This window comes from Methylobacterium sp. CCH7-A2 (genome assembly GCF_001557075.1).
GTDB classification, from domain to species: domain Bacteria; phylum Pseudomonadota; class Alphaproteobacteria; order Rhizobiales; family Beijerinckiaceae; genus Allobosea; species Allobosea massiliensis.
Window position 1 is genome coordinate 18,760 of sequence record NZ_LSKN01000099.1, and the last position, 23,622, is coordinate 42,381.

Here is a 23,622-nt window from a genome sequence, read left to right on the forward strand (position 1 = left end):
GCGGCGCCGGCGGGGATCGACGGCGGCGGGGGGATGCCGATGCGATGCAAGCTAGGCCAGTTGGCTGTGACGGGAATCGCGCTCGTGGCGCTGGCGGCAGGGGGCTGCGCCGGCCCGGGCCGCGGGCTGCTGGTGCCGGTGGCGAAGCCGCCGGCCGAGGCCAAGACCCGCACCGTCCTGGCGGTGACGACGCGGGACAGGGCCGACGGGGCGAGCGGCCATCTCTTCTCGGGCGAGCGCGGCGACACGGCCCGCTATGCCAGCCTCACCCTGTCGCTGCCGAAGGGGCGGGCGGCCGGATCGGTTCCGACCGATGCCGATAGCCCCGACCCCGACAAGCACATCGCGCTCGTCGCCGCGCGCGAACTCGACGCTGCGGCGTTTGCCGGTCTCGCCCGCAGCGAGTTGAAGACGCGGCGCCGGGCGCTGGTCTTCACCCATGGCTACAACACGCAGTTCGACGAGGCGGTCGTGCGCCTCGCCCAGATCGTCGACGACACGCACTATCCCGGCCTGCCGATCCTGTTCAGCTGGCCTTCGCGGGGAGAGATCCGCGACTACGGCTACGACAAGGATTCCGCCAATTTCAGCCGGGACGTGATGGCCGATCTGCTAGCGCGGCTGGCGCGCGATCCCGGCATCGAGGGGATCGACATCTTCGCCCATTCGATGGGCAACTGGCTGACGATGGAGACGCTGCGGCAGCTCGCGATCGCGGGCGACGCGAAGACGCTGGGGCGGCTCGGCACCATCGTGATGGCCGCGCCCGACATCGACATGGACGTGTTCCGCACGCAGATCGCACGGCTGCGGCCGCTCGCCGCCCGCATTGTGCTCTACGCCTCGCGCGACGATTATGCGCTCGACCTGTCGCGGCGGCTGTTCGGCGGCAAGATCCGGGCCGGCGCCAACACCGATCTCGGCCAGTTCCGCGCGCTGGGGATCGAGGCGCACGACCTCTCCGAGGTCGCGGGCGGGATCGGCCGCAACCACAACAAGGCCTTCGGCGACGGCACCACCATCGCCGCGATCGGGCGAGCGATCGCCGGCGGGGCCGGCGCGACCAAGGCTGGCGGCTCGACCCTGAACGAGCGCTTCGAGACGCTGGGCCGCTCCGTGACGCTGCTCGGCGACGCCCTCATTCCCGGCCCACCTTTGGGAGCTTCGCGATGACCGTCCCTTCGCCGATCGGGCCGCGGCTCGCGATGCCGGCGCTGCTGTCCCTCGCCGCCCTGCTCGCCGGCTGCAACGAGAAGCCGGCGGCCTCGGCACCACCACCCGCCGAGGTCCGCGTCGCCGCGCCGGTCGCGCGGCCGGTGACGCGCTATCTGGAGCTGACGGGCCAGACCGCCGCGGCGAAGCGGGTCGATCTTGTGGCGCGGGTTTCGGGCACGCTGAGCGAAATCCGCTACCGCGACGGCGCTTCCGTGAAGCAGGGCGACGTGCTCTTCGTGATCGAGCCCGACAATTACCGGCTCAGCCTTCAACTCGCCGAGGCAGCCGAGGCCCAGCAGAAGGCGCTGCTGGTCCAGGCCGAGGCCGATCTTGCCCGCCAGAAGCAGCTCGCGCTGCGCCAGGCCGCCTCGGAAGCCGCGCTCGACAACGCCCAGAGCCGGCGCGATTCGACCGCCGCGGCCCGCGAGCAGGCCGCCGCCCAGGTGGCACAGGCGCAGCTCAACCTGGCCTATACCGAGGTCAAGGCGCCGTTCGACGGCACCGTCTCCGCCCATCTCGTCGATCAGGGGGCGCTGGTCGGCGTCGGCGGGCCGACGCTGCTGGCCTCAATCGTCCAGAGCGATCCGATCAAGGTACGCTTCTCGCTCGACGAGCAGACCGTGCTGCGGATCCGCGAGGCGATGCGCCAGCGCGGCCTGACGCTGGCCGGGCTCGGCAGCGTTCCGGTCGAGATCGGGCTCGACACCGATGCCGGCTATCCGCATGCCGGCCAGCTCGATTATGTCGCGCCGGAACTCGACATGGGCAGCGGCACGCTGGCGGTGCGGGCCTCCGTGCCGAATCCGAAGGGCGTGCTGCTGCCGGGGCTCTATGTCCGCGTGCGGCTGCCGCTGCAGAAGGACGTGCCATCCCTGCTGGTGCCGGAGGCGGCGCTCGGCGCCAGCCAGACCGGGCGTTATGTGCTGGTCGTCAACGGGCAGGAGCGCGTCGAGCAGCGCGCGGTCGAGATCGGCGAGGCCAGTGAGGGCGGCCTGCGCGTCATCCGCTCCGGGCTGTCGGCGGGCGACCGCGTCGTCGTCGGCCTGATGCAGAACGCCATTCCCGGCAGCCGGGTGCGTCCCGTCACCGATGTCGCGAAGGCGGCGCGCTGATGGCGAAATTCTTTATCGAGCGGCCGGTCCTGGCCAATGTCATCGCGGTGCTCACCGTCATCCTCGGGCTGGTGGCGCTGCTGCGGCTGCCGGTCGCGCAATATCCCAATGTCGTGCCGCCGACGGTGCAGGTCACGGCGCGCTATCCCGGCGCCAGTGCCGCGGTGATCGCGCGCGAGGTCGCGCTGCCGATCGAGCAGAAAGTCAATGGCGTCGAAGGCATGATCTACATGTCCTCGACCAGCACCAGCGACGGGCTCTACACGCTGACGGTGACTTTCGCGATCGGCACCGATGCCGACAAGGCGCAGATCCTGGTGCAAAACCGCGTCGCCGCGGCGCTGCCGCAGCTGCCCTCCGTCGTCCAGACGCAAGGGGTGCAGACCAACAAGCGCTCGACCGCGATCCTCCAGATCGTCGCGCTCACCTCCGATCGCGCGGGCCATGACAGCCTGTTCCTGTCGAATTTCGCGACGCTGAACCTGCTCGACGAGATCGCGCGGCTGCCGGGTGTCGGCGCCGTCAACGTCTTCGGCGCCGGGCAATATGCCATGCGGATCTGGCTCGATCCGCAGAAGATGCAGCTGCGCGGGCTGCTGCCCTCCGACATCGTCAATGCCGTCAACCAGCAGAATCGCTCGGTCGCCTCCGGTCAGCTCGGCATGGCGCCGACCGCCGGCGACCAGGCCTTCCAGACGACGCTGCTGACGCCCGGCCGGCTCGACGAGGTCGAGGCCTTCGAGGCGATCATCGTGCGGGCCGACGGCAACCGCATCACCCGCCTGCGCGACGTCGCCCGCGTCGAGCTCGGCGCCCAGGCCTATGGCCAGGATTTCCGGCTGAACGGCCAGCCCTCGGCCGGGCTCGCCATCTTCCAGCTGCCGGAGGCGAACGCGCTCGAGGTGGCGAAGCTCGTGCAGACGCGGATGACCGCGCTCTCGGCGCGCTTTCCGGAAGGGATGGGCTGGAGCGTGCCCTTCGACACAACCCGCTTCGTCGAGGCCTCGCTGGGCGCGGTCTACAAGACGCTGGTCGAGGCGGCGGTGCTGGTGTTGCTGGTGATCCTGATCTTCCTGCAGGACTGGCGCGCGACGCTGGTCCCGGCCACGACCGTGCCGGTGACGATCATCGGCGCCTTCGCGGCGATGGCGGCGCTCGGCTTCACCGTCAACATCTCGACGCTGCTGGCGGTCGTGCTCGCCATCGGGATCGTCGTCGACGACGCCATCGTCGTGGTCGAGGGCGCCGCCCATCACATGGAGCGGGGCCTGAGCCCGCATGACGCGACGGTGCGGGCGATGGAGGAGCTGATCGGCCCGATCATGGGCATCACCCTCGTTTTGATGGCGGTGTTCCTGCCGGCCGCCTTCCTGCCGGGGCTGAGCGGCGAGATCTACCAGCAATTCGCCCTGGTGATCGCCGCCACTGCGCTGATCAGCGCCGTCAACGCGGTCACGCTGAAGCCCGCGCAATGCGCGCTCTGGCTGCGGGCGCCCAGGCCCGTCGCGCAGCGCGCCTGGATCTACCGGATGTTCGAGCGCGGCTATGGCGCCTGCGAGCGCGCCTATGTGCGGCTGGTGCGCCGGCTCGTGGCGCGCAGCGGGATGGTTTTCACGGTGACGCTGCTGCTCGTCGGAGCGTCCGTCTATGCGCTGAGCCGCATCCCGACCTCCTTCCTGCCGGTCGAGGACCAGGGCTACATGCTGGTCTCGGTGCAACTGCCGGACGGGGCCTCGCTGTCGCGCACGACGGCCGCCCTCGACGAGGTCACCAAACGGGCGCGCGCCGTGCCGGGCGTGGACAAGGTCATCGCCATCGCCGGCCTCTCGGCCCTCAACGACAATGCCAGCCTCGCCAATGCCGGCGTCGCCTATGTGATGCTGACCGACTGGAAACTGCGCCGGAAGGGCGAGGACCTGCTTGGCCTCTATGGTGCGCTCAACCGGGCGATGGCCGATCTCGAGGACGGCGCGGCGCTGGTGCTGCCGCCGCCGCCGATCCAGGGCATCGGCAACGCCTCGGGCTTCACCATGAAGGTCGAGCTGCGCGACGGCAGCTTCGACTACGCCAAGCTCCAGCGCCTCGCCGACGCGATCGCCGAGCGCGCCCGCGCGCAGAACCGCTTCCAGGCGGCGCGCAACACCTTCAGCGCCCAGGCGCCGCAGGTGGAACTGGCGATCGACCGCACCAAGGCCGAGGCCCTGGGCATCTCCTTCGGCGCCGCCACCGATGCACTCGGCGCCTATGTCGGCTCGGCCTATGTCGGGCAGTTCAGCAAGGGCGGCCGCGTCTTCCAGGTCTTCGTCCAGGCGCAGGCCGAGGCGCGGATGGAGGCCGAGGGGCTGCGGACGCTGAAGCTGCGGGCCAAGAGCGGGGAGATGGTGCCGCTCGGCGCCATCGCCGACATCCGTCCCGGTATCGGTCCGTCCCTGATCAGCTTCCACAACCTCTACCCGGCGGCGACGCTGATCGGCGCGCCCAACCGCGACGTCAGCTCGGGCGAGGGGCTCGACATCCTGGCCGAGATCGCGCGCCAGATTCTGCCGCCCGGCACCGGCTACGAGTGGTCGGCCCTGTCCTATCAGGAGCGGGAACTGGCGGGGCAGGTCTTCGTCGTCTACGCGCTCAGTCTGCTGCTGGTCTATCTCGTGCTCGCCGGCCAGTATGAGAGCTGGATCGCGCCGCTCGGCATCATCCTCTCGGTGCCGCTGGCGCTTCTGGGGACGGCGGGCGCGATGCTGGCGCTCGGGCTCTCCAGCAATCTCTATACGCAGATCGGGCTCGTGCTGCTGATCGCGCTCTCGGCCAAGAACGCGATCCTGATCGTCGGCTTCGCCCGCGACCTGCATCTGAAGCAGGCGATGCCGCTGGCGGAGGCGGCGATCGAGGCGGCGCGGCTGCGGCTGCGGCCGATCGTGATGACCTCGCTCGCCTTCATCCTCGGGCTGGTGCCGCTGGTGCTGGCGAGCGGGGCCGGCGCCAACGCCCAGAAATCGATCGGCTTCGCCACGCTGACCGGCATGATCGGCTCGACGCTGCTGACCGTGGTGGTCGTGCCCTCGGTCTTCGTCGTGCTCCAGAAGCTGGAAACCCGGCTCCGGGGGGAGCCGCGCGTGCCGCCCGTGGCGGTCGCCGGCAGCGCCGGCCACGGCCACGGCTAAGGGGAGGGGCGCTCCGCGGCGTCTCAGGGGCCGACGAGCTGGCCGCCATCGACGACGATGCTCTGCCCGGTCACCCAGCTCGCCTTGTCGGAGGCGAGGAAGAGCACGACCTGCGCGATCTCCTCGGGCCGGCCCATCCGGCCGAAAGGGATGGTCGCGAGCGTGCTGTTGTAGAGGTCCGGGTTGGAGGTCCTGCGCTCCTCCCAGGTGCCGCCGGGGAACTCGATCGAGCCCGGCGCGACGCAGTTCACCCGGATGCCCTGCCGTGCCAGCATCTTCGCCTGGCTGGCGGTGTAGTGCATCACCGCCGCCTTGACGGCGCCATAGGGCGCCGATCGGGCGCTGGCGCGCAGGCCCGAGATCGAGGAGATGTTCACGATCGAGGAGCCGGGCTTCAGATGCGGGATGGCGGCATGGCTGCCGCGGACCACCGCCATCATGTCGATGCCGAGCGAGGCCTCCCAGCCCGCCTCGTCATCGGAATGGCCGAATCCCGAGGCGTTGTTGACGAGAATGTCGAGCCCGCCCAGCGCTGCGACGGCCTGGGGCACATAGGCCTGGATCGCCTCGGCCTGGGCGAGGTCGAGCGCGGCGGCATGGGCGGTGACGCCGTGCGCCTCGATCTCGCGCCGTGTCGCCTCGAGCGGCCCCGGCGTGCGGGCGCAGATCGAGACGGCGGCGCCGCCGGCGGCGAAACCGAGGGCGATGGAGCGGCCGATACCGCGGCTGCCGCCCATCACCACGACATGTTTGCCGGCAAATTCTTTCGTCATGATGCGGGTCTCTCTCGCTTGGCAGGCTCGGGCGGGGCATGAAGGCAACGTCGGCCCCGCCGATGGTCTAGCGCAGGCGGGCCCAGCGGTCGAACCGGCCAACGTTCTCCCGCTTGCTCTTGATCCAGCGCAACGCGATGCGAGGGCGGGCCGGCGACGATGGAGGGGAAGCGGGAGACGGCGATGACAGGCTGCGGGCTTGAACCGATCCTCGCCCTGCTGGCCGAGGCGGCCGGCACGAGGCGACAGGACGCCCGCATCGTGACGACCCATATCTCCGTCATCCTGCTGGCGGGCAAGACCGCGTTCAAGCTGAAGCGGCCGGTGAGGTTGCCCTATCTCGACTTCTCGACGTCGGAGAAACGCCTCGCTGCCTGCGAGCGCGAGCTGTGGCTCAACCGCCGCACGGCGCCCGCGCTCTATCGCCGGGTGCGGCGGGTGACACGCGAGGCCGATGGCGAACTCGCACTGGACGGCGCGGGCGTGCTGGTCGAGGCGGTGGTCGAGATGGGTCGCTTCGGCGACGACGCCCTGTTCGACCGCATAGCCACCGAGGGGCGGCTGACGCCGGCCCTGATCACGACGCTCGCGCAGCGGATCGCCGCCTTCCATGCCGGTGCCCACATCGATGAGCGGCGCGGCGGAGCCGAGACGATGGCGGCCGTGCTGGCGATCAACGCCAAGGGATTCGCCCTGACCGACCGGCTGCCGGCGGACGATGTCGTGGCGCTGAACGCCGCCTGCGAGGCCGCGCTGGTGCGCCACCGCAGGCTTCTCGACCGGCGGGGGCGGGAGGGGCGCATCCGCCGCTGCCATGGCGATCTGCATCTGCGCAACATCTGCCTGCTCGATGGCCAGCCGACCCTGTTCGACGCGCTCGAATTCGATGAGGATCTGGCGACCACCGACGTCCTCTATGATCTCGCCTTCGTCCTGATGGATCTCTGGCATCGCGGCCTGGCCAGCCTCGCGAACCGGCTGATGAACCGCTATCTCGACGAAACGGGCGATGAGGGCGGCCTTTCGCTGCTGCCCTTCTTCATGGCGGTGAGGGCGTCCGTCCGGGCGCATGTGCTCGCCGTCCAGGCCGGGGCCGATGCGACGGTCATCGCCGAGGCGCGGGCCTATCTCGCTCTGGCCGGCCGATGCCTCGCGCCGCCCGTCATCCGCCTCGTGGCGGTCGGCGGGCTGTCGGGCTCCGGCAAATCGACGGTCGCCGCCGCCCTGGCCGACCGCGTCGGGCCACCGCCCGGCGCGCGGGTGCTCGCGAGCGACCGCATCCGCAAGCGGCGCTTCGGCGTGGTGGCCGAGGCGCGGCTGCCGCCAGACGCCTACCGGTCGGCCGTGTCCGAGGCGGTCTATGCCGAGCAGGCCAGTCGGGCGGCGGCGATCCTGAAGGGCGGGCACGGTGTTGTCGTCGAGGCGGTGTTCGATCGCGCGCCGGATCGGGAGCGCATTGCGCAAGCCGCCCAGACCGCGCAGGTGCCCTTTCAAGGCATCTGGCTGGAAGCGCAGCCCCAGACCCTTATGGCGCGTGTCGAAGCGCGCCGCGGCGATCCGTCCGACGCCACGGCGGCGGTGGTGCGCACCCAGCTCGCACAGGCCGAAGCCGTCAGGGACTGGACCCGTGTCTCCGCCGAGGCGGATGCCGAGACGGTCTGCCGCCGCGCCTGCGAAATCGTCGATGCCGCCGCCCGGCCCGGTGCGGCTTGATCTCCGTCAAGGCTGTCGCCCGCGGGCGCCCTAGAATGGCGGCTCAAAGAGGGAGCGTGCCATGGCGACGACGATGAAGGCTGCGGTGGTGCGGGCGCTCGGCCGGCCGCTCGAGATCATGGATCTGCCGATCCCGGTCCCGGGGCCGGGCGAGCTCCTGGTCAAGGTTCGCGCCTGCGGCGTCTGCCATACCGATCTCCACGCCGCCGAGGGCGACTGGCCGGTGAAGCCGGTGCCGCCTTTCATTCCCGGCCACGAGGTCGCCGGGACGGTCGCGGCGCTCGGGCCGGGCGTCACCGATTTCAAGCTGGGCGATGCGGTCGGCATCGCCTGGCTGCACGATTCCTGTCTGCGCTGCGAATACTGCGAGACGGGCTGGGAGACGCTCTGCGAGCACCAGCACAACACCGGCTACAGCTGCAATGGCGGCTTCGCCGAATATGCCATCGCCTCGGCGGCCTTCGCGGCACGGCTGCCGGCCGGAGTTGATTTCGCGGCGATGGCGCCGATCCTCTGCGCCGGTGTCACCACCTATAAGGGCCTGAAGGAAACCGAGGCGCGGCCCGGCGAATGGGTCGCGATCTCGGGGATCGGCGGGCTCGGGCAGGTCGCGATCCAGTACGCCAAGGCGATGGGGCTCAAGGTCGTCGCGCTCGACATCGCGGCGGAGAAGCTCGATCTCGCCCGTCAGACCGGTGCCGATGTCGCGATCGATGCGCGTTCGGCTACCGCCGTCGAGGAGGTTCTGGCGGCGACGGGCGGCGGCGCCCATGGCGTCCTCGTCACGGCCGTCTCGCCGCCGGCCTTCGCCCAGTCGGTGCGGATGGTCCGGCGCAAGGGCACGGTCGCGCTGGTCGGGCTGCCGCCGGGCGAGTTCCCGACGCCGATCTTCGACGTCGTGCTGAAGCGGATCACGCTGCGCGGCTCGATCGTCGGCACCCGCCGCGATCTCGACGAGGCCATCGCCTTCGCCGCCGAGGGCAAGGTGCGTGCGAAGATCGCGACCGTGCCGCTGAGCGACATCAACGCGGCCTTCGACCGGCTGCGGCGTGGCGAGATCGAGGGGCGGATCGTGCTCGATCTCTCGCTGCCGATCGCGGGCGCGGCGCCGGGAGACGAGCGCGCGGCGGCATGAATCCGGCCAACGGCGACAGCGGGGAAAGGAACCTCGCCATGCAGGCAGCCTATACCATCGCCGGGATGAAGCCCGAGCAGGTCGATGCCGCCTATCTGCTGGTGGAGGCGGTGAGCCCGCCGCCCGACATCGAGAGCTGGCGGGCCTATTGCGATACCCCCGGCGGTGTGGCCGGGGCGCGGCGGGACCTGCGCGTGGCCACGAATCCGCGCGGTCACGTCAAGGGCCTGTGCCTGTGCCGGCAGGCTCGCCATGCCGTCCATGGCGCGATTCTCGACGTGCCCGTCTTCGTCGTCGCGAGCGCGGCCGACGAGCCGGGCGTCACCTCGGCGATGGTGGAGGATCTCTGTGCGCTGGCGGGCCGGCTCGACTGCGCCGCCGTGCGCATCCGCACCGGCGCCGCGGCGCGCTCCTTCACACGGATGGAGGTGCCGCGGCGGATCGGCGGCGGCGTCGCGCTGATCCTCGATCCGTCGCCGATGGCGGAACCGCCCTGGCCCGTGGCTCAGGGCTTGCCCGTGAAGACATAGCCGACGCCGCGGACCGACTTGATCAAGGTCGGCCGGCTGGGATCGGGCTCGATCTTCTTGCGCAGCCGCGCGATCTGGGCGTCGATGGTGCGGTCGAAGGCCTCCAGGCTGCGGCCATGGGTCAGGTCCATCAGCACATCGCGCGAGAGCACGCGCCCGGGTGCGCGGGCGAGGGCAGCCAGCATGTCGAACTCGCCGGTGGTCAGCACGATCTCGGTGCCCTCGGCGGTGACGAGTTGGCGGCGCGCGAGATCGAGCCGCCAGCCGTCGAAGTGGATCGCATCATCCGGCTCGGCCCTGGCCGGGGCGGCAGGCTGGCGCCGGCGCAGCACGGTGCGCAGCCGGGCCAGGACCTCGCGCAGGTGGAAGGGCTTGGCGATGTAGTCGTCGGCGCCGACCTCGAGGCCGACGATGCGGTCGACCACGTCGTCGCGGCCGGTGAGCATGATGATCGGCGTGTCAGAGCGGGCGCGGACCTCGCGCGCTAGCATCAGCCCGTCCTCGCCGCCGGGCAGGACGAGATCGAGCAGGATGATGTCCACCGACTGGCGCTGCAGCGCCTCGCGCATAGCGGCGCCGTCTGCGACAGCCGTCACACGGTAGCCTTCGTCCTCGAAATAGGTGGTCAGCATCTGCCTGATGCGGACATCGTCATCCACCACCAGGATCTGTTCGCTACGGCCGGGCAACTCGGGCATGGCAGGCAGGTCGGTTCTCCCACGATCGCGGCTGTTACAAACCGTCACATCTTCGCACGAAGCGTCACCGTCGCGGCGTTCCGGCGTTACCGGGATCGTTTCAATTCGGCTCGTCGATCACAAGAGGATGACGCGCCGATGCTCTCGCAAGCCACCATGTCACAGCCGCACGGAGCTGTCAGGCGATTCGCGACGGTCCCGAGCCAGCCGGTTAGCCTGAACAGCCTCTTCGGCGGCCAGCCGGTCGAAACCTTCGAGCCCGGCACGGCCGTGTTCTGGGAGGGCGACGAGGCCCGCCATGTCTTCGAGGTGGTGGAGGGCGCGCTGCGCATCTTCCGCATCCTCAGCGACGGCCGCCGCGTCATCACCGGCTTCCTCTATCCCGGCGACCTGCTCGGCGTCTCGCTGAAGGACCAGTATCTCTATACCGCCGAGGCGATCACCCGGACGAAGCTGCGCCGCTACGAGCATGGCCGCTTCCAGGAGGAGATTAACCGTTCGCCGGAGCTGCGGCCGCAGCTCTTTGCCTGCCTCTGCGACGAGATGGCGGCGGCCCAGGACCAGATGGTGCTGCTCGCCCGCAAGAGCGCCGAGGAGCGCGTCGCCAGCTTCCTGCTGCTGATCGCGCGCCGCCTCGGCGGCGACGAGCGCCAGCCGGTGATCGAGATCCCGATGACGCGCCTCGACATGGCCGACTATCTCGGGCTGACGATCGAGACGGTGTCGCGGACGATGACGCGCCTGACCAATTGCGGCGTCATCGCGCCCAGCAGCCGGCATGCGATGGTGGTGCGCAAGCTCGGCAAGCTCGCGATGCTTGCGGGCGAGGCCGATGCCGGGGATAAAGACGCCCTTGGCGGCCGCAGCATCCAGCAGGCGGTCTGGCCGAACTGACGAGACCATCGAGGGAGCGCATGCCGGCGACCGTCACCAGCCCGTCCACGCTGGACGAAATCGCCCATGTCCTCGACAGCGCCAACCTCATCGTCCACGGATTCGACGGTGTCGTCACGCGCTGGACCAGCGGCTCCGAGGCCCTCTATGGCTGGAGCCGCGACGAGGCGCTGGGCCGCGTCGCCCATGACCTGCTCGAGACGGCCTTTCCCGAGCCCTTCGCCGACATTGTCGCCCATTTGAAGCAGGAGGGCGTCTGGACCGGTGAACTGACGCAGCGACGCAAGGATGGCACGCCCGTTTCCGTCGCGAGCCGCTGGGTGGTCGCGGGCGCTGAGGCGGGCTCCGAGCCCGCCATCGTCGAGACCAATGTCGATGTCAGCGATCTGCGCACCATGCAGGCGCATCTAGTCGCACGCGAGGCGCATCTGCGCTCGATCCTCGACACCGTGCCGGAAGCCATGGTCGTGATCGACGAGAGCGGGACGATCACCTCCTTCAGCGCGGCGGCGGAGCGTCTCTTCGGCTTCAAGACGGGTGAGGTGATCGGGCACAACGTCAAGATGCTGATGCCCGAACCCGACCGCGGCTCCCATGACGGCTACATGGAGCGCTATCTCGAGACAGGCGAACGCCGCATCATCGGCTATGGTCGTGTCGTCACGGGGCAGAAGAAGGACGGCACGCATTTTCCGATGGAGCTGGCCATCGGCGAGGCCCGTGCCGCCGGCCGGCGCATCTTCACCGGCTTCATCCGCGACCTGACCAGCCGCCACCGCATCGAGGAGGAACTGCGCCAGGCCCACAAGATGGAAGCGGTCGGCCAGCTCACCGGCGGCATCGCGCATGACTTCAACAACCTCCTGACGGTCGTCAGCGGCAATCTCGAAATGATCGAGCGGCGGCTGACCGACGACCGGGCGCGGGCCCTGCTGCGCGAAGCGCAAGGTGCGGCCGAGGACGGGGCCAAGCTCACGGCCCAGCTGCTCGCCTTCGGCCGCAAGCAGCCGCTCAACGCCAAGCTCGCCGATGTCGGCCAACTCGTCTCGCGCTTCTCGGACCTGCTGCGCCGGGCGCTCGGCGAGACGATCGAGCTGCGCACCATCGTCTCGGGCGCGCCGGGCGCGGCCCTTGTAGACGCGTCGCAGCTGCAGAACGCGCTGCTCAATCTCGCGCTAAATGCGCGCGACGCCATGCCTCGCGGCGGGCGGCTGACGGTCGAAGTTTCCGCCGCGAAGCTCGATGCCGATTACGCCAGCATGTATCCCGAGGTTCGCACCGGCAGCTATGTGCTGATTTCGGTGACAGATACCGGCGCGGGCATGCCGGCCGAGGTGCGCCAACGTGCTTTCGAGCCCTTCTTCACCACCAAGGGCGTCGGGGCCGGGACGGGGCTGGGGCTGAGCATGGTCTACGGCTTCACCAAGCAGTCGGGCGGCCATGTCCAGATCTACAGCGAGGTGGGGCAGGGCACGAGCGTGCGGTTGTTCCTGCCGGCGGCCAGCATGGTGGCGCCCCAGGCCGAGCCGGTATCTGCGGATGGCCATCTGCCGCCCTCGGGGCTGCCCGGCGGCAGCGAGACGATCCTCGTCGTCGAGGACGACGCCCGCGTCCGCCGCGTCGCCGTCGCACGGCTCGAGGACATGACCTATCGCGTGCTCCAGGCCGAGACGGCCGCCGAGGCGCTCGCCGTCCTCGGCGCGCATCCGGAGGTGGCGCTGCTGTTCACCGACATCGTCATGCCGGGCGGCATGTCGGGCGACGAACTGGCCCGCGAGGCGCGCAAGCTCCGGCCCGGTCTCAAGATCATCATGACCTCGGGCTTCGCCGAGCCCAGTGTCGCCGTGCGCGAACTCGCCGCCGAGGCGAGCTGGCTGAAGAAGCCCTACAGCGCGATGGAACTGGCGGTGCGCATCCGCGAACTGCTCGACTAGGCGCCCGGCGGCGATCGGCCGCAGCGACCGCTGCGCACTTGCTCGCGCCGAAGCCGGCCCGGTGTCCCGGGACCACCGACCCTTGCCGTTTTTCCTTGCCATGCCCCCTCCCGCCCTGGCTCGCCTTGACATGCGCAAGCGCATGAGGGAGGCGTAGCGCCACGCGCATCTCATTGAATGCAAACGTTTTTTTGAATTATTCCAAGGAGAAGGCGGTGTCGTCCTCCCAGTCTCTGCGCCAGGCACTCGCCGGCCGGCGCGCGCTTCCGCAACTGATCGCACTTGTTCTGGTGGCTGCGGTCTGCGTCGCCCTTCCGCTTGCAGCGCAGACGGCACCCGGCGCGCCGGCCCCGGCTGTTGCGCCCACCACGGCACTGCCGCCGGCACCGCCAGTCTTCGGCATCGCGCCGCCAAGCGCGGCGCATCCGGCCGCACCGGTCGTCCAGCCTCTGCCTCCTACGGAGATCCAGGCCGTGCCGGCTCCGGCTCCCGCGACGGCCGTCGCTCCGGCCCTGCCACATGACCTCTCGCCCTGGGGCATGTTCATGGCGGCGGACATCGTCGTGAAGGCGGTGATGGTCGGGTTGGCCTTCGCCTCGGTGGTGACCTGGACGATCTGGCTCGCCAAGGCGCTCGAACTCGCCTCCGCCAAGGCGGCGGCGCGGCGGGCGCTGCGCCGACTCGAGGACGCGGACAGCCTCGCCGAGGCGGCCGAGGGCGGGGCGGGTCGTAAGGGTCGCCTGCGCGGTCCGGTCGCCACCCTCCTGGGCGCCGCGCTCGAGGAGACGCAGCGCTCGGCTGATCTCGGCGAGGAAGGGATCAAAGAGCGAGTCGCCATCGCGCTGTCGCGCATCGAGGCCCGGGCCGGGCGGGCGATGGCGCGCGGCACCGGCCTGCTCGCCACGATCGGCTCGACGGCGCCCTTCGTCGGCCTGTTCGGCACCGTCTGGGGCATCATGAACTCGTTCATCGGCATTAGCCAGGCGAAGACGACCAATCTTGCCGTGGTCGCGCCCGGCATCGCCGAGGCGCTGCTGGCGACGGCGATCGGGCTCGTCGCGGCGATCCCGGCCGTGATAATCTACAACGTCTTCGCACGCGCCATCATGGGTTATCGCGCGACGCTGTCGGATGCGTCGGGCGAGATCCTGCAGCACCTCTCGCGCGATCTGGAGCGGCACCGCCGGCAGGCCTCCGCCGCCGGCCGCGCCGCCCTGCATGCGATGGCCGGGGCGCACCAGCCGGCACCGGCCCTCGCGCGCGTTCCGGCGGAGTGAGTCATGGGCGTTTCCCTGAAGGACGCGCAGGACGGCGATCTCGGCGAGGTCAGCGACATCAACGTGACGCCGTTCATCGACGTCATCCTGGTGCTGCTGATCATCTTCATGGTCGCGGCGCCGCTCTCGACGGTCGATGTCGCGGTCGACCTGCCGGTTTCGAACGCGCAGCCTCAGCCGCGGCCCGAGACGCCGATCTTCCTGACGGTGAAGGGCGATCTCAGCCTCGCGCTCGGCAATGACGGGATCGCACGCGAGGGCCTGGGCCCGACGCTAGACCAGCGGACCGGCGGCGACCGCGAGCAGCGCATCTTCCTGCGCGCCGATGGCGGCGTGGCCTATCGCGAGCTGATGGAGGTGATGAACCTGTTGCGGCAGGCCGGCTACCTCAAGATCGGCCTCGTCGGGCTTGAGGATACCGGGCAGGCCGCGGCTGCGGGAGGCCCGAAGCCATGAGCGGGCAGGGGATGCTGACCGGCCGCTCCTCCGGCTTCGCCGCGCGGCTGGGGCCATCGCTGCTGCGCTGGTCGCTGGCGATCGCCGTCGTCGTCGGCGCGCATGGCGTCGCCGGCTGGATGCTGGTGACATGGCAGCGGGCCGAAGCCGCCATGGGCGCGCCGCCGGCCGCGGTGATGATCGAACTCGCGCCACTGCCGGTCGCGCCCGAAGCCCCGGCGCAAGATGTCGCGCCCGGCCCGGAGATGGTCGAGGCTCAGCCCGAACCGCAGCCCCCGCCGCCCGAGCCGGTCGTCGAACCGCCGCCGGTCGAGCCGCCGCCGGAGCCGGTGGTCCAACCGGAGCCCGAGATCAAGATCCCGGAACTGCCGCCGCTGCCCGATGCCGCAGCCGTGCTGGCGCCGCCTCCGCCGCCACCGCCTCCCGCCCGACCGAAGACCGCCGAACGCAAGCCGCCTCCGAAGAAGGTCGTGGAGCGTCGCAAGCCAATCAACCCCGAGAAACCGCCGGCGGAGCGCACCACCGCACAGCCGCGCGCGCTGGCGCCGGTCGCGCCGACCGCCGCCGCACCGGCCGAAGGCGCTGCGACCGCCTCGGCCGCCTCGCGGGCGAACTGGCGCGGCACGCTCGTCGCGCATCTCAACCGCTTCAAGCGGTTTCCGGGTGGCGCGAATCCAGGCACCGTCCAGGTCGCCTTCAGCATCGACCGGGCCGGGCGCGTGCTCTCGGCGCGTCTGGTCGGCGCGTCGGGCGATGCGTTGCTGGACGAGGAGGCGGTGGCGATGATTCGCCGGGCGAGCCCCGTGCCCGCGCCGCCCGAGGGACTGGGCGGGGGCAGCATCTCGCTTTCCGTGCCGGTGAAGTTCTCGCGCTGAGCGACAGGCGTAGCCGGACGTGTCTCTGGCCGCGCCCGCGACGGCCTCGCCGTTTCCGGCCCGGAAAGAAAAAAGGGCCGCGCGTGAGCGCAGCCCAAGTCTAGGGAGGAAACGCCCAAGGAGGGCGACGCAGCATCGCTGCTGCGGTGCGTCGTACATAGGAAACGACGCCCACCCCCACAAGAGGAAAAGGGCAGCATCGTTGTCCTAATTTTTGGGCAGGCCCGATCGAGGCGGCCCTGTGCGGTCCGATCATCCGGAGCCGCCATGGCGCCGGTGAGGCTCGTCGTCGACGCCGCATCCTGCCTGCGCCCTGTCCAGCGCCTGCCGTTTTTTCGCCGTTGACAGCCAGTTTGGGCCTCTTCAAATTCGTAGGCATACAAATGAATTCGCGGCTGACGCGGTTTCGTCGGCATGCGACATCTGTCGAAGAGCGCTGGGGCTTCCGCCACCGGGCCAGACATGGGGAACAGGCATGACGATCGACCGCCGCAGTCTTCTGGCTGGCGCCTCCGCCGGCGCCGCCATCCTCGCCGCCCCCGCCCTTGTCAGGGCGCAAGGGTCCGGACCGATCAAGGTCGGCGAGATCAACAGCTACACCGCCCAGCCCGCCTTCCTGAAGCCCTATCGCCAGGGCTGGGAGCTGGCTCTCGAGCAGGTCAATGCCGCTGGCGGCGCGCTCGGTCGCAAGATCGAGACGATCTTCCGCGACGATGGCGGCAAGCCCGAGGACGCCGTGCGCCATGCCGGCGATCTGATCAATGCCGAGAAGGTCGATCTGCTTTCGGGCGGCTTCCTCTCCAATGTCGGCCTCGCGATCGCGGATTTCGCCAACCAGAACAAGCGGCTCTACGTCGCCTCCGAGCCGCTGTCCGATGCGCTCGTCTGGGCCAAGGGCAACCGCTACACCTTCCGGCTGCGCCCCTCGACCTATATGCAGGCGGCGATGCTGGTCGAGGAGGCTGCGAAGCTCCCGGCCAAGAAATGGGCCGTCGTGGCGCCGAACTACGAATACGGCCAGTCGGCCGTGAAGTGGTTCAAGGAATTGCTCAAGAAGGCCAAGCCCGACGTCGAATTTGTCGCCGAGCAGTTCCCGGCGCTGGGCCGCATTGATGCCGGTGCCACTGTGCAGGCGCTGGAAGCTTCCAAGCCCGACGCGATCTTCAACGTCACCTTCGGCGGCGACCTGACCAACTTCGTCCGTCAGGGCAATACCCGCGGGCTGTTCGAGGGCCGCACCGTGGTCTCTATGCTGACCGGCGAGCCGGAATATCTCGATCCGCTCGGCGCCGAGGCGCCTGTCGGCTGGATTGTCACCGGCTATCCGCAGGCCGACATCAAGACGCCCGAACACCTCAAGTTCCGTGAGGCTTACGTCAAGAAGTTCAACGACTACCCGCGGCTCGGCTCGGTCGTCGGCTTCGACACGATGAACTCGATCGCGGCCGCCCTGACCAAGGCCGGCTCGACCGACACCGAGAAGCTGGTCGACGCGCTCAAGGGGCTGAAGTTCCCCTCCGCCTTCGGCCAGGCCGAGTACCGCGCCATCGACCATCAGTCGACGCTCGGCGCCTTCGTCGGCAAGACTGCGCTGAAGGACGGCAAGGGCACGATGGTCGATTGGCGCTATGCCGACGGCGCGAAATACCTGCCCAGTGACGATGTGGTGAAGACTCTCCGCCCGGCGGGGTGAGCTGCACCTTCAGTCTTGAACCGCGGTCATCCCGGATCGGCGCGAGCCGCGCCGATCCGGGATCCGTTCCTGAACCGTTCCGGCATGGATCCCGGGTCGCCGCTGCGGGGCGCCCGGGATGACGGCGCAGTTTGGTCTCCGGGATAGCCAGAATGATCGACCTCATCCTCACCCAGACGCTGAACGGCCTGGCCTCGGCCTCCTCGCTGTTCCTCGTGGCGTCGGGGCTGTCGATCATCTTCGGCGTGACACGGATCGTGAACTTCGCCCATGGCTCGCTTTACATGCTCGGCGCCTATCTGGCCTGGACGCTGGTCGGGCGCTTCGGACCGGCGGAGGCGCTCGGCTTCTGGGGCGGCGTGCTGGCGGCGGCGGCGCTGACCGGACTTATCGGCGTCGTCATTGAGGTGCTGATCCTGCGCCGGATCTACCAGGCGCCGGAGCTGTTCCAGCTGCTCGCGACCTTCGGCGTCGTGCTGATGCTGCAGGACGTGGCGCTGGCGATCTGGGGGGCGGAGGACAAGATCGGCCCGCGTGCGCCCGGCTTCAAGAGCTTCGTCGTGATCTTCGGCAACCGCTTTCCGACCTATGAGCTGTTCCTGATCGCGGTCGGACCCATCGTGCTGCTGATCCTCTGGCTTCTGTTCCAGAAGACGCGCTGGGGCACGCTGGTGCGGGCCGCGACGCAGGACCGCGAGATGGTCGGCGCGCTCGGCGTCAACCAGCGCCTGCTCTTCACCTCGGTCTTCGCCTTCGGTTCGATGCTGGCCGGCTTGGGTGGCGCGCTGCAGCTGCCGCGCGAGGCGGTGACGCTGCACATGGACCTCGCGATGATCTCGGAGGCCTTCGTCGTGGTCGTCGTCGGCGGGCTCGGCAGCGTCACCGGCGCCTATCTCGCCGCCGTGCTGATCGGCATCCTGCACGCCTTCGGCATCCTGATCTTCCCCAAGATCACGCTGGTGCTGGTCTTCCTCGTCATGGCGGTGGTGCTGGTGGTCAAGCCCTATGGGCTGATGGGCAAGGCGCCCGTCGGCCACAGCCGCGGCCACGGTCCGGCAGAGCCGCTGCTGCGCCCGGCCGACGGCACGACCAAGCTCGCCGCGCTGATCGGCCTCCTGATCCTGGCGCTGGCGCCGCTGGTCACGCCCGACCACATGCTGGTGACGCTGACAGAACTGGTGATCTTCGCGCTGTTTGCCGCCTCGCTGCACTTCATGATGGGGCCGGGCGGCATGGCCTCCTTCGGGCATGCGGCCTATTTCGGGCTCGGCGCCTATGGCGCGGCGCTGACCGTGAAATGGCTCGGCGCCCCGATGGAGCCGGCGCTGCTGCTCGCCCCCTTCCTGGCAGGGATCGCAGGCGTTGTCTTCGGCTGGTTCTGCGTGCGTCTGTCGGGGGTCTATCTCGCCATGCTGACGCTCGCCTTCGCGCAGATCGCCTGGGCGACGGCCTTCCAGTCGGTCGATCTCACCGGGGGCGACAACGGCATCCTCGGCGTCTGGCCCTCGGCTTGGGCGGCCTCAAAGACGGTCTATTACTATCTGACGCTGGTGATCTGCGCGGCGGCGGTGCTGGCGCTGCGGCTGACCATCTTCTCGCCCTTCGGCTACGGCCTGCGGGCGGGGCGCGACAACGCGCTGCGGGCGGAGGCGATCGGCCTCGACGTGGTGCGCATCCAGTGGGTCGCCTTCGCGGTGGCCGCCTTCTGCGCCGGGATTGCGGGCGCGCTCTTCGCCTTCTTCAAGGGCTCGGTCTTCCCGACCTATATGGCGATCCCGCGCTCGGTCGATGCGCTGCTGATGGTGCTGCTCGGCGGCGTGCAGACGGTGTCGGGCCCGATCGTCGGCGCCTTCGTCTATGCCGGACTGCACGAGCAGCTGATGAAGGCGACGATGTACTGGCGCTTCGCGCTGGGGCTGTCGATCGTGCTGCTCGTCGTGCTCTTCCCGCGCGGGCTCGTCGGCACGATCCTCGCTCTGCGGGAGCGCCGAGCGGGGCCCGAGCCGGCGCCAACGACCCGGCTGGCGGAGGCTGCGCGATGACCGCTCTCGCCCCTGCCGACGTGGCGAGTGCCGTCGCCGCCAGCGAGCCGGTCCTTGTCGTGCGCGACCTCGCCAAATCCTTCGGCGGCGTGCGCGCGGTCGACGGCGTCTCCTTCTCGGTGCTGCCCGGCACGATGCTGGCGCTGATCGGCCCCAACGGGGCCGGCAAGACGACCTGCTTCAACATGCTCAACGGCCAGCTGCGGCCCGATGGCGGGGAGGTGCTGCTGGCCGGCCGCGCGATCACGGGGCTGAAGCCGCGCCATGTCTGGCGCATGGGGGTCGGCCGCACCTTCCAGATCACCGCGACCTTCACCTCGATGACGGTGCGCGAGAACGTGCAGATGGCGCTGATCTCGCATGCCGGCGGGATCTGGAGCCCCTTCGGTCGCGCCCGCGACCGCCATCGCGACGAGGCGGACGGCCTGCTCGCGCAGGTCGGCATGCTCGAGCAGGCCGAGCGCGCCTGCGGCGTGCTGGCCTATGGCGACCTCAAGCGCGTCGAGCTCGCCGTCGCGCTCGCTAATCGGCCGCGGCTCCTGCTGATGGACGAGCCAACGGCCGGCATGGCGCCGCGCGAGCGCATCGAGCTGATGGCGCTGACGGCGGGCATCGCCACCGCCACGGGCATCGCCGTGCTCTTCACCGAGCACGACATGGATGTCGTCTTCACCCATTCCGACAGCGTCATCGTGCTCGATCGCGGCCGGCTGATCGCTCATGGGACGGCGCAGGAGGTGCGCCAGGACCCGAATGTCCGCGCCGTCTATCTCGGCTCCGGTGCGACCTCGGGAGGGCATTGAGATGAGCGCGATGCTCGAGATCACTGGGCTCGACGCCTTTTACGGCCGCGCCCATATCCTGCAGGGCGTGAGCTTTTCGATGCAGCGCGGTGAGGTTCTGGCCCTGATGGGCCGCAACGGCGCCGGTAAATCGACGACGATGAAAGCAGTGATGGGGCTCGTCCCGCCCGCCGGCGGCAGCGTCAGCTTCGAGGGCCAGCGGGTCGACGGGCGCGAGCCCTTCGAGATCGCCCGCATGGGCATCGGCTATGTGCCGGAGGACCGGCGCGTCTTCTCCGAGCTGACCGTGATGGAGAACCTTTCGGTGGCGCAGCGCCCGGCGCGGGCGGACGCGCCGCACTGGACGCCGGAGCGGCTGTTTGCGCTGTTTCCCAATCTCGGGCGCATGCGCGACCGGCCGGGCGGGGCGATGTCGGGCGGCGAGCAGCAGATGCTCACCATCGCGCGCACGCTGATGGGCAATCCCCGGCTCGTTCTGCTCGACGAGCCGTCGGAGGGGCTTGCCCCGGTCATCGTCGAGGAGATGGCCAAGACCATCCTGGCGCTGAAGAGCGAGGGGCTGACCGTGCTGATCTCGGAGCAGAACCTGCATTTCGCCGGCAATGTCGCCGACCGCGCCGCGATCATCGAAAAGGGCATCATCCGCTTCACCGGCACGATGGACGAGCTGAAGGCCGACGAGGCGGTGCGGGCGCAGTATCTGTCGGTCTGACGCGCCCGTTCCGATTCTCCCTGGTCATCCCGGACAAGCGGCGAAGCCGCGCCGATCCGGGATCCCGGGTCTTCGCTTCGCTTCGCCCGGGATGACCTCGCGTTTCACCCCTGACTGATCTGCCTGTCCAATCCCCCGACACTGCGCCACTCGTCGGCCAGCGCCAGCAGCGCGCCCTCGATCAGCCCGTCGCGCCGCAGCGCCTCCGCCATCCGCACGCCCGCTTCGAGCGCCGCGGCGACCGCGTCCGCCGACAGGGGCCCGACCTCGACGGTGACGGGCAGGTCGCGGAGGTCGCTGTCGGGGTCGAGCGTGCAGGCGGGGCGGCGGATGATGGCGGCCTCAGCCACATCGACTGCATTGGCGATGACGGTCGCGGCCGCATCGGCCTCGGCCGCGCTGCGGGCGAGCACGGTCACGGCATCGGCGATGCCGCGCGAGAAGGAGCGTCCCCGCCAGCCGCTGGTGGCGATGCCGCAGAGGTATCGGGCGGTGGGCGAGGGGGCCTCGATTCGGATAAAGCCTTCGGGGCGGGCACGCGCCAGCGACGGCACGACGCCGATGTCCAGCGGATGGCCCGGCGTGACCAGCATGGCGATGTCGCCGCCATTGTTGACATAGGCGCGCTCGAGGCCGGGGACGGCGTGCGCCATCGCGCCCAGCACAGCGTCGGCGACGGCCCCGGCGACGGCGGCCATCGGAGTGATGAACTGCTCGCGAAAGAACCAGCAGGCGCGCGCCATGCGCCTGGCCGTCGCGCCGGCCAGCGGCGGCGGTTGCGGCCCGAGCGGCTGGCGCAGGACCGCCAGTTCGCTGGCGAGCTCGGCCAGCAGGCCGTCGAAGGCGGCCTCGGCGGCGCCATAGGCGCGCTCGATCTCTGCGGGCCGGCCGAAGGCCGCGATGACGAGATCGCTCGGGCCCTCCTGCAGATGCAGGCGGTTGCCCGGCAGCCGGGCGACGCGGTGGGATGTCATCCGACGTCCTTACCCGTCATTGCGAGCACAGCGAAGCAATCCAGTGGGAACGTAGAGCCCGACGAAACTGGATTGCTTCGCTGTGCTCGCAATGAAGGGGCATGTCAGCCCCGCCGCAGCGGCCAGGGGTTCTCGGCCGCGCCACCCTCGATCCGGGCCTGGCCGCCATGGGCGCGCAGGACCTCCTCGACCGGAACGATCTCCTCGGCATGGCCGCCGCAGGCGAGATAGAGCTCGCGCGGCAAGGTGAACTCGATCGGCGCGACGATGGCGGGCGTCGGGACATAGCCGAAGGCGTTCTTCGGCATGCGCAGCACATCGACCATGACGGTGATGCCGCCGCCGGGCCAGACATAGACCGGCGCGCCGCCCATGGTGACGCGCGTCGTGCCACCCTGGACGGAACGGGTGAGCAGGATCGGGTTCTCGGTGACGCCGGCCCGCAGCGAGCCGCCGGCGCCGGCGACGAACATCACGCTGCAGAGCGACGGCTCGCAGTTCTCGCCGATGCGCTCGACGACCTGGCGCACGGCGGCCGGCATCTCCGCCTCCACCGGCAGGAGGTTCTCGTCGAGGATGCAGTAGAGCGAGTCCTCGCCGGTGGTCGAGGTCATCAGTAGCCGCATGCCGGGCCAGGCGGTGCCCGGGTCGATCTTCTGGATGATCGAGAGCGGGTCGGTGATGTCGGTGCCGCCCCAGCCCAGCCCGGGCTGCGCGACCTGGAAGTAGCGGCCGGGCGTCGATTTGCGGCCGCGGACGCGGATGCCGGCCGGCTTCATGTCGAGCACGCGGCCGGCCTGATGCTCGGTCAGCACGCCGGTGATGTGGTCGTCGACGACGATGACCTCGTCGACATGGCCCTGCCACTGCTTGGCGAAGATGCCGATCGTGGCCGAGCCGCAGCCGACGCGCATGCGCGTCTCGGGCTTGCCGTCGACGATCGGCGCCTGGCCGGCCTGGACGACGACGCCATGGCCGCCATCGATGGTGAGTTCGACCGCCTCGCCATTGCCGAGCTTCAGCATCGTCTCGCAGGTGGTGTTGCCCTCCTTCTTGGAGCCACCGGTGAGATGGCGCACGCCGCCGATGGAGAGCATCTGCGAGCCGTATTCGGCGGTGGTGACATGGCCGACCTGCTCGCCGTTGACGCGGATCGCCGCGGTCTCCGGGCCGAGATGGCGGTCGGTGTCGATCTTCACCTTGAGGCCGCAATAGGAGAAGATGCCTTCGGTCACCACGGTCACCGTGTCGACGCCCTCATGCTGCGACGAGACGATGAAGGGGGCGGGCTTGTAGTCGGGATAGGTCGTGCCGGAGCCGATGCCGGTGACGAAGACACGCTCGGCGGGGAGGATCGAGCCGTCCCAGTCCTGTGCGGGCTCCGTGAAGGCGACGAGGGGCTCGCCGCCCTCGACCGCCTCCGCCAGCAGCACGACCGGGTCTGTGCGGATCAGGAGCCCGTTCTCGTTGGCATAGCGCGAGCAGGCGCCTGCTCGGCCCGGCCTGATCCGGCAGAGCACCGGGCAGGCGTCGCAGCGGACGATGCCCTCATCGCCCTCGGCGACGCCGAATTTGCGCGAGCGCTCAGCGAGCACGCTCTCCTGCGTCGTCATCGGGTTGATCTC

19 protein-coding genes are annotated in these 23,622 nt (G+C 69.9%); 15 read left to right on the top strand and 4 right to left on the bottom strand.

All coding sequences use genetic code 11. The features are described 5' to 3' along the window. Positions 1–66: 66 nt before the first annotated feature. From AX750_RS08310 to AX750_RS08320, 3 genes are read left to right on the top strand one after another with little or no spacing between them, the layout of a single operon-like run. Positions 67–1,173: an alpha/beta hydrolase gene (locus AX750_RS08310; protein ID WP_066722313.1), complete on the top strand. Its 1,107-nt coding sequence runs from the start codon at positions 67–69 to the stop codon at positions 1,171–1,173. Next, positions 1,170–2,327, top strand: coding sequence for an efflux RND transporter periplasmic adaptor subunit (locus AX750_RS08315; protein WP_066722312.1), 1,158 nt, complete (start codon positions 1,170–1,172; stop codon positions 2,325–2,327). The genes AX750_RS08310 and AX750_RS08315 overlap by 4 nt, the downstream gene beginning before the upstream one ends. Further along, positions 2,324–5,488, top strand: a complete 3,165-nt coding sequence (locus AX750_RS08320) for an efflux RND transporter permease subunit (protein ID WP_066722311.1) — start codon at positions 2,324–2,326, stop codon at positions 5,486–5,488. Before AX750_RS08315 ends, AX750_RS08320 begins: the two co-directional genes overlap by 4 nt. Before the next feature lie 23 nt (positions 5,489–5,511). Here AX750_RS08320 and AX750_RS08325 read toward each other — a convergent pair whose 3' ends face one another. Continuing rightward, a complete protein-coding gene (locus tag AX750_RS08325; RefSeq protein ID WP_066722310.1) occupies positions 5,512–6,261 on the bottom strand; it encodes an SDR family oxidoreductase in 750 nt (249 codons plus the stop codon). 183 nt (positions 6,262–6,444) lie between these two features. Here AX750_RS08325 and AX750_RS08330 point away from each other — a divergent pair, with 183 nt between their 5' ends. The 3 genes from AX750_RS08330 (at position 6,445) to AX750_RS08340 (ending at position 9,639) form a co-directional block, all read left to right on the top strand. Continuing rightward, positions 6,445–7,974: a bifunctional aminoglycoside phosphotransferase/ATP-binding protein gene (locus AX750_RS08330; protein ID WP_066722363.1), complete on the top strand. Its 1,530-nt coding sequence runs from the start codon at positions 6,445–6,447 to the stop codon at positions 7,972–7,974. A gap of 61 nt (positions 7,975–8,035) precedes the next feature. Then, complete coding sequence (adhP, locus tag AX750_RS08335; protein WP_066722308.1) at positions 8,036–9,109, top strand: alcohol dehydrogenase AdhP; 1,074 nt, start codon at positions 8,036–8,038, stop codon at positions 9,107–9,109. Between the two features lie 38 nt (positions 9,110–9,147). Then, the gene (locus tag AX750_RS08340; protein WP_156446582.1) at positions 9,148–9,639 is read left to right on the top strand and encodes a hypothetical protein; all 492 of its coding nucleotides are present in this window, start codon (positions 9,148–9,150) and stop codon (positions 9,637–9,639) included. On the opposite strand, the gene AX750_RS08345 is transcribed toward AX750_RS08340, so the two are convergent. Beyond that, positions 9,615–10,337 carry a response regulator gene (locus tag AX750_RS08345; RefSeq protein ID WP_066722304.1) on the bottom strand — a complete coding sequence of 241 codons (723 nt, stop codon included), beginning with the start codon at positions 10,335–10,337 and terminating at the stop codon, positions 9,615–9,617. The genes AX750_RS08340 and AX750_RS08345 overlap by 25 nt on opposite strands. Before the next feature lie 138 nt (positions 10,338–10,475). Between AX750_RS08345 and AX750_RS08350 the strand changes: the two genes are divergently transcribed. From AX750_RS08350 to AX750_RS08390, 9 genes are all read left to right on the top strand, one after another. Continuing rightward, on the top strand, positions 10,476–11,231 hold the full coding sequence (locus AX750_RS08350) for a helix-turn-helix domain-containing protein (protein ID WP_082737633.1): 756 nt from the start codon (positions 10,476–10,478) through the stop codon (positions 11,229–11,231). Between the two features lie 20 nt (positions 11,232–11,251). After that, positions 11,252–13,165, top strand: coding sequence for a PAS domain-containing sensor histidine kinase (locus AX750_RS08355; RefSeq protein WP_066722303.1), 1,914 nt, complete (start codon positions 11,252–11,254; stop codon positions 13,163–13,165). A 215-nt stretch (positions 13,166–13,380) separates the two neighbouring features. Next, positions 13,381–14,442 carry a tonB-system energizer ExbB gene (gene exbB, locus AX750_RS08360; protein ID WP_082737635.1) on the top strand — a complete coding sequence of 354 codons (1,062 nt, stop codon included), beginning with the start codon at positions 13,381–13,383 and terminating at the stop codon, positions 14,440–14,442. Between the two features lie 3 nt (positions 14,443–14,445). Then, positions 14,446–14,898, top strand: coding sequence for a TonB system transport protein ExbD (exbD, locus tag AX750_RS08365; RefSeq protein WP_066722301.1), 453 nt, complete (start codon positions 14,446–14,448; stop codon positions 14,896–14,898). Then, positions 14,895–15,773, top strand: a complete 879-nt coding sequence (locus tag AX750_RS08370; protein ID WP_245282346.1) for an energy transducer TonB — start codon at positions 14,895–14,897, stop codon at positions 15,771–15,773. The genes exbD and AX750_RS08370 overlap by 4 nt, the downstream gene beginning before the upstream one ends. Before the next feature lie 481 nt (positions 15,774–16,254). Continuing rightward, complete coding sequence (locus AX750_RS08375; RefSeq protein WP_245282352.1) at positions 16,255–17,466, top strand: ABC transporter substrate-binding protein; 1,212 nt, start codon at positions 16,255–16,257, stop codon at positions 17,464–17,466. Positions 17,467–17,618: 152 nt separating this feature from the next. Next, on the top strand, positions 17,619–19,508 hold the full coding sequence (locus tag AX750_RS08380; RefSeq protein WP_066722297.1) for an ABC transporter permease: 1,890 nt from the start codon (positions 17,619–17,621) through the stop codon (positions 19,506–19,508). After that, positions 19,505–20,311, top strand: a complete 807-nt coding sequence (locus tag AX750_RS08385) for an ABC transporter ATP-binding protein (RefSeq protein ID WP_066722296.1) — start codon at positions 19,505–19,507, stop codon at positions 20,309–20,311. The genes AX750_RS08380 and AX750_RS08385 overlap by 4 nt, the downstream gene beginning before the upstream one ends. A 1-nt stretch (position 20,312) precedes the next feature. Further along, the gene (locus AX750_RS08390) at positions 20,313–21,023 is read left to right on the top strand and encodes an ABC transporter ATP-binding protein (RefSeq protein WP_066722294.1); all 711 of its coding nucleotides are present in this window, start codon (positions 20,313–20,315) and stop codon (positions 21,021–21,023) included. Positions 21,024–21,127: 104 nt separating this feature from the next. Here the strand turns inward: AX750_RS08390 and AX750_RS08395 are convergent, their stop codons facing one another. Both AX750_RS08395 and AX750_RS08400 read right to left on the bottom strand, forming a co-directional pair. Then, positions 21,128–21,997, bottom strand: a complete 870-nt coding sequence (locus AX750_RS08395; RefSeq protein ID WP_066722292.1) for a hypothetical protein — start codon at positions 21,995–21,997, stop codon at positions 21,128–21,130. A gap of 104 nt (positions 21,998–22,101) precedes the next feature. Further along, positions 22,102–23,610 (bottom strand): 6-hydroxynicotinate reductase, encoded by a 1,509-nt coding sequence (locus AX750_RS08400; protein ID WP_066722357.1) that lies wholly within the window; start codon positions 23,608–23,610, stop codon positions 22,102–22,104. Between the last annotated feature and the right edge of the window lie 12 nt (positions 23,611–23,622).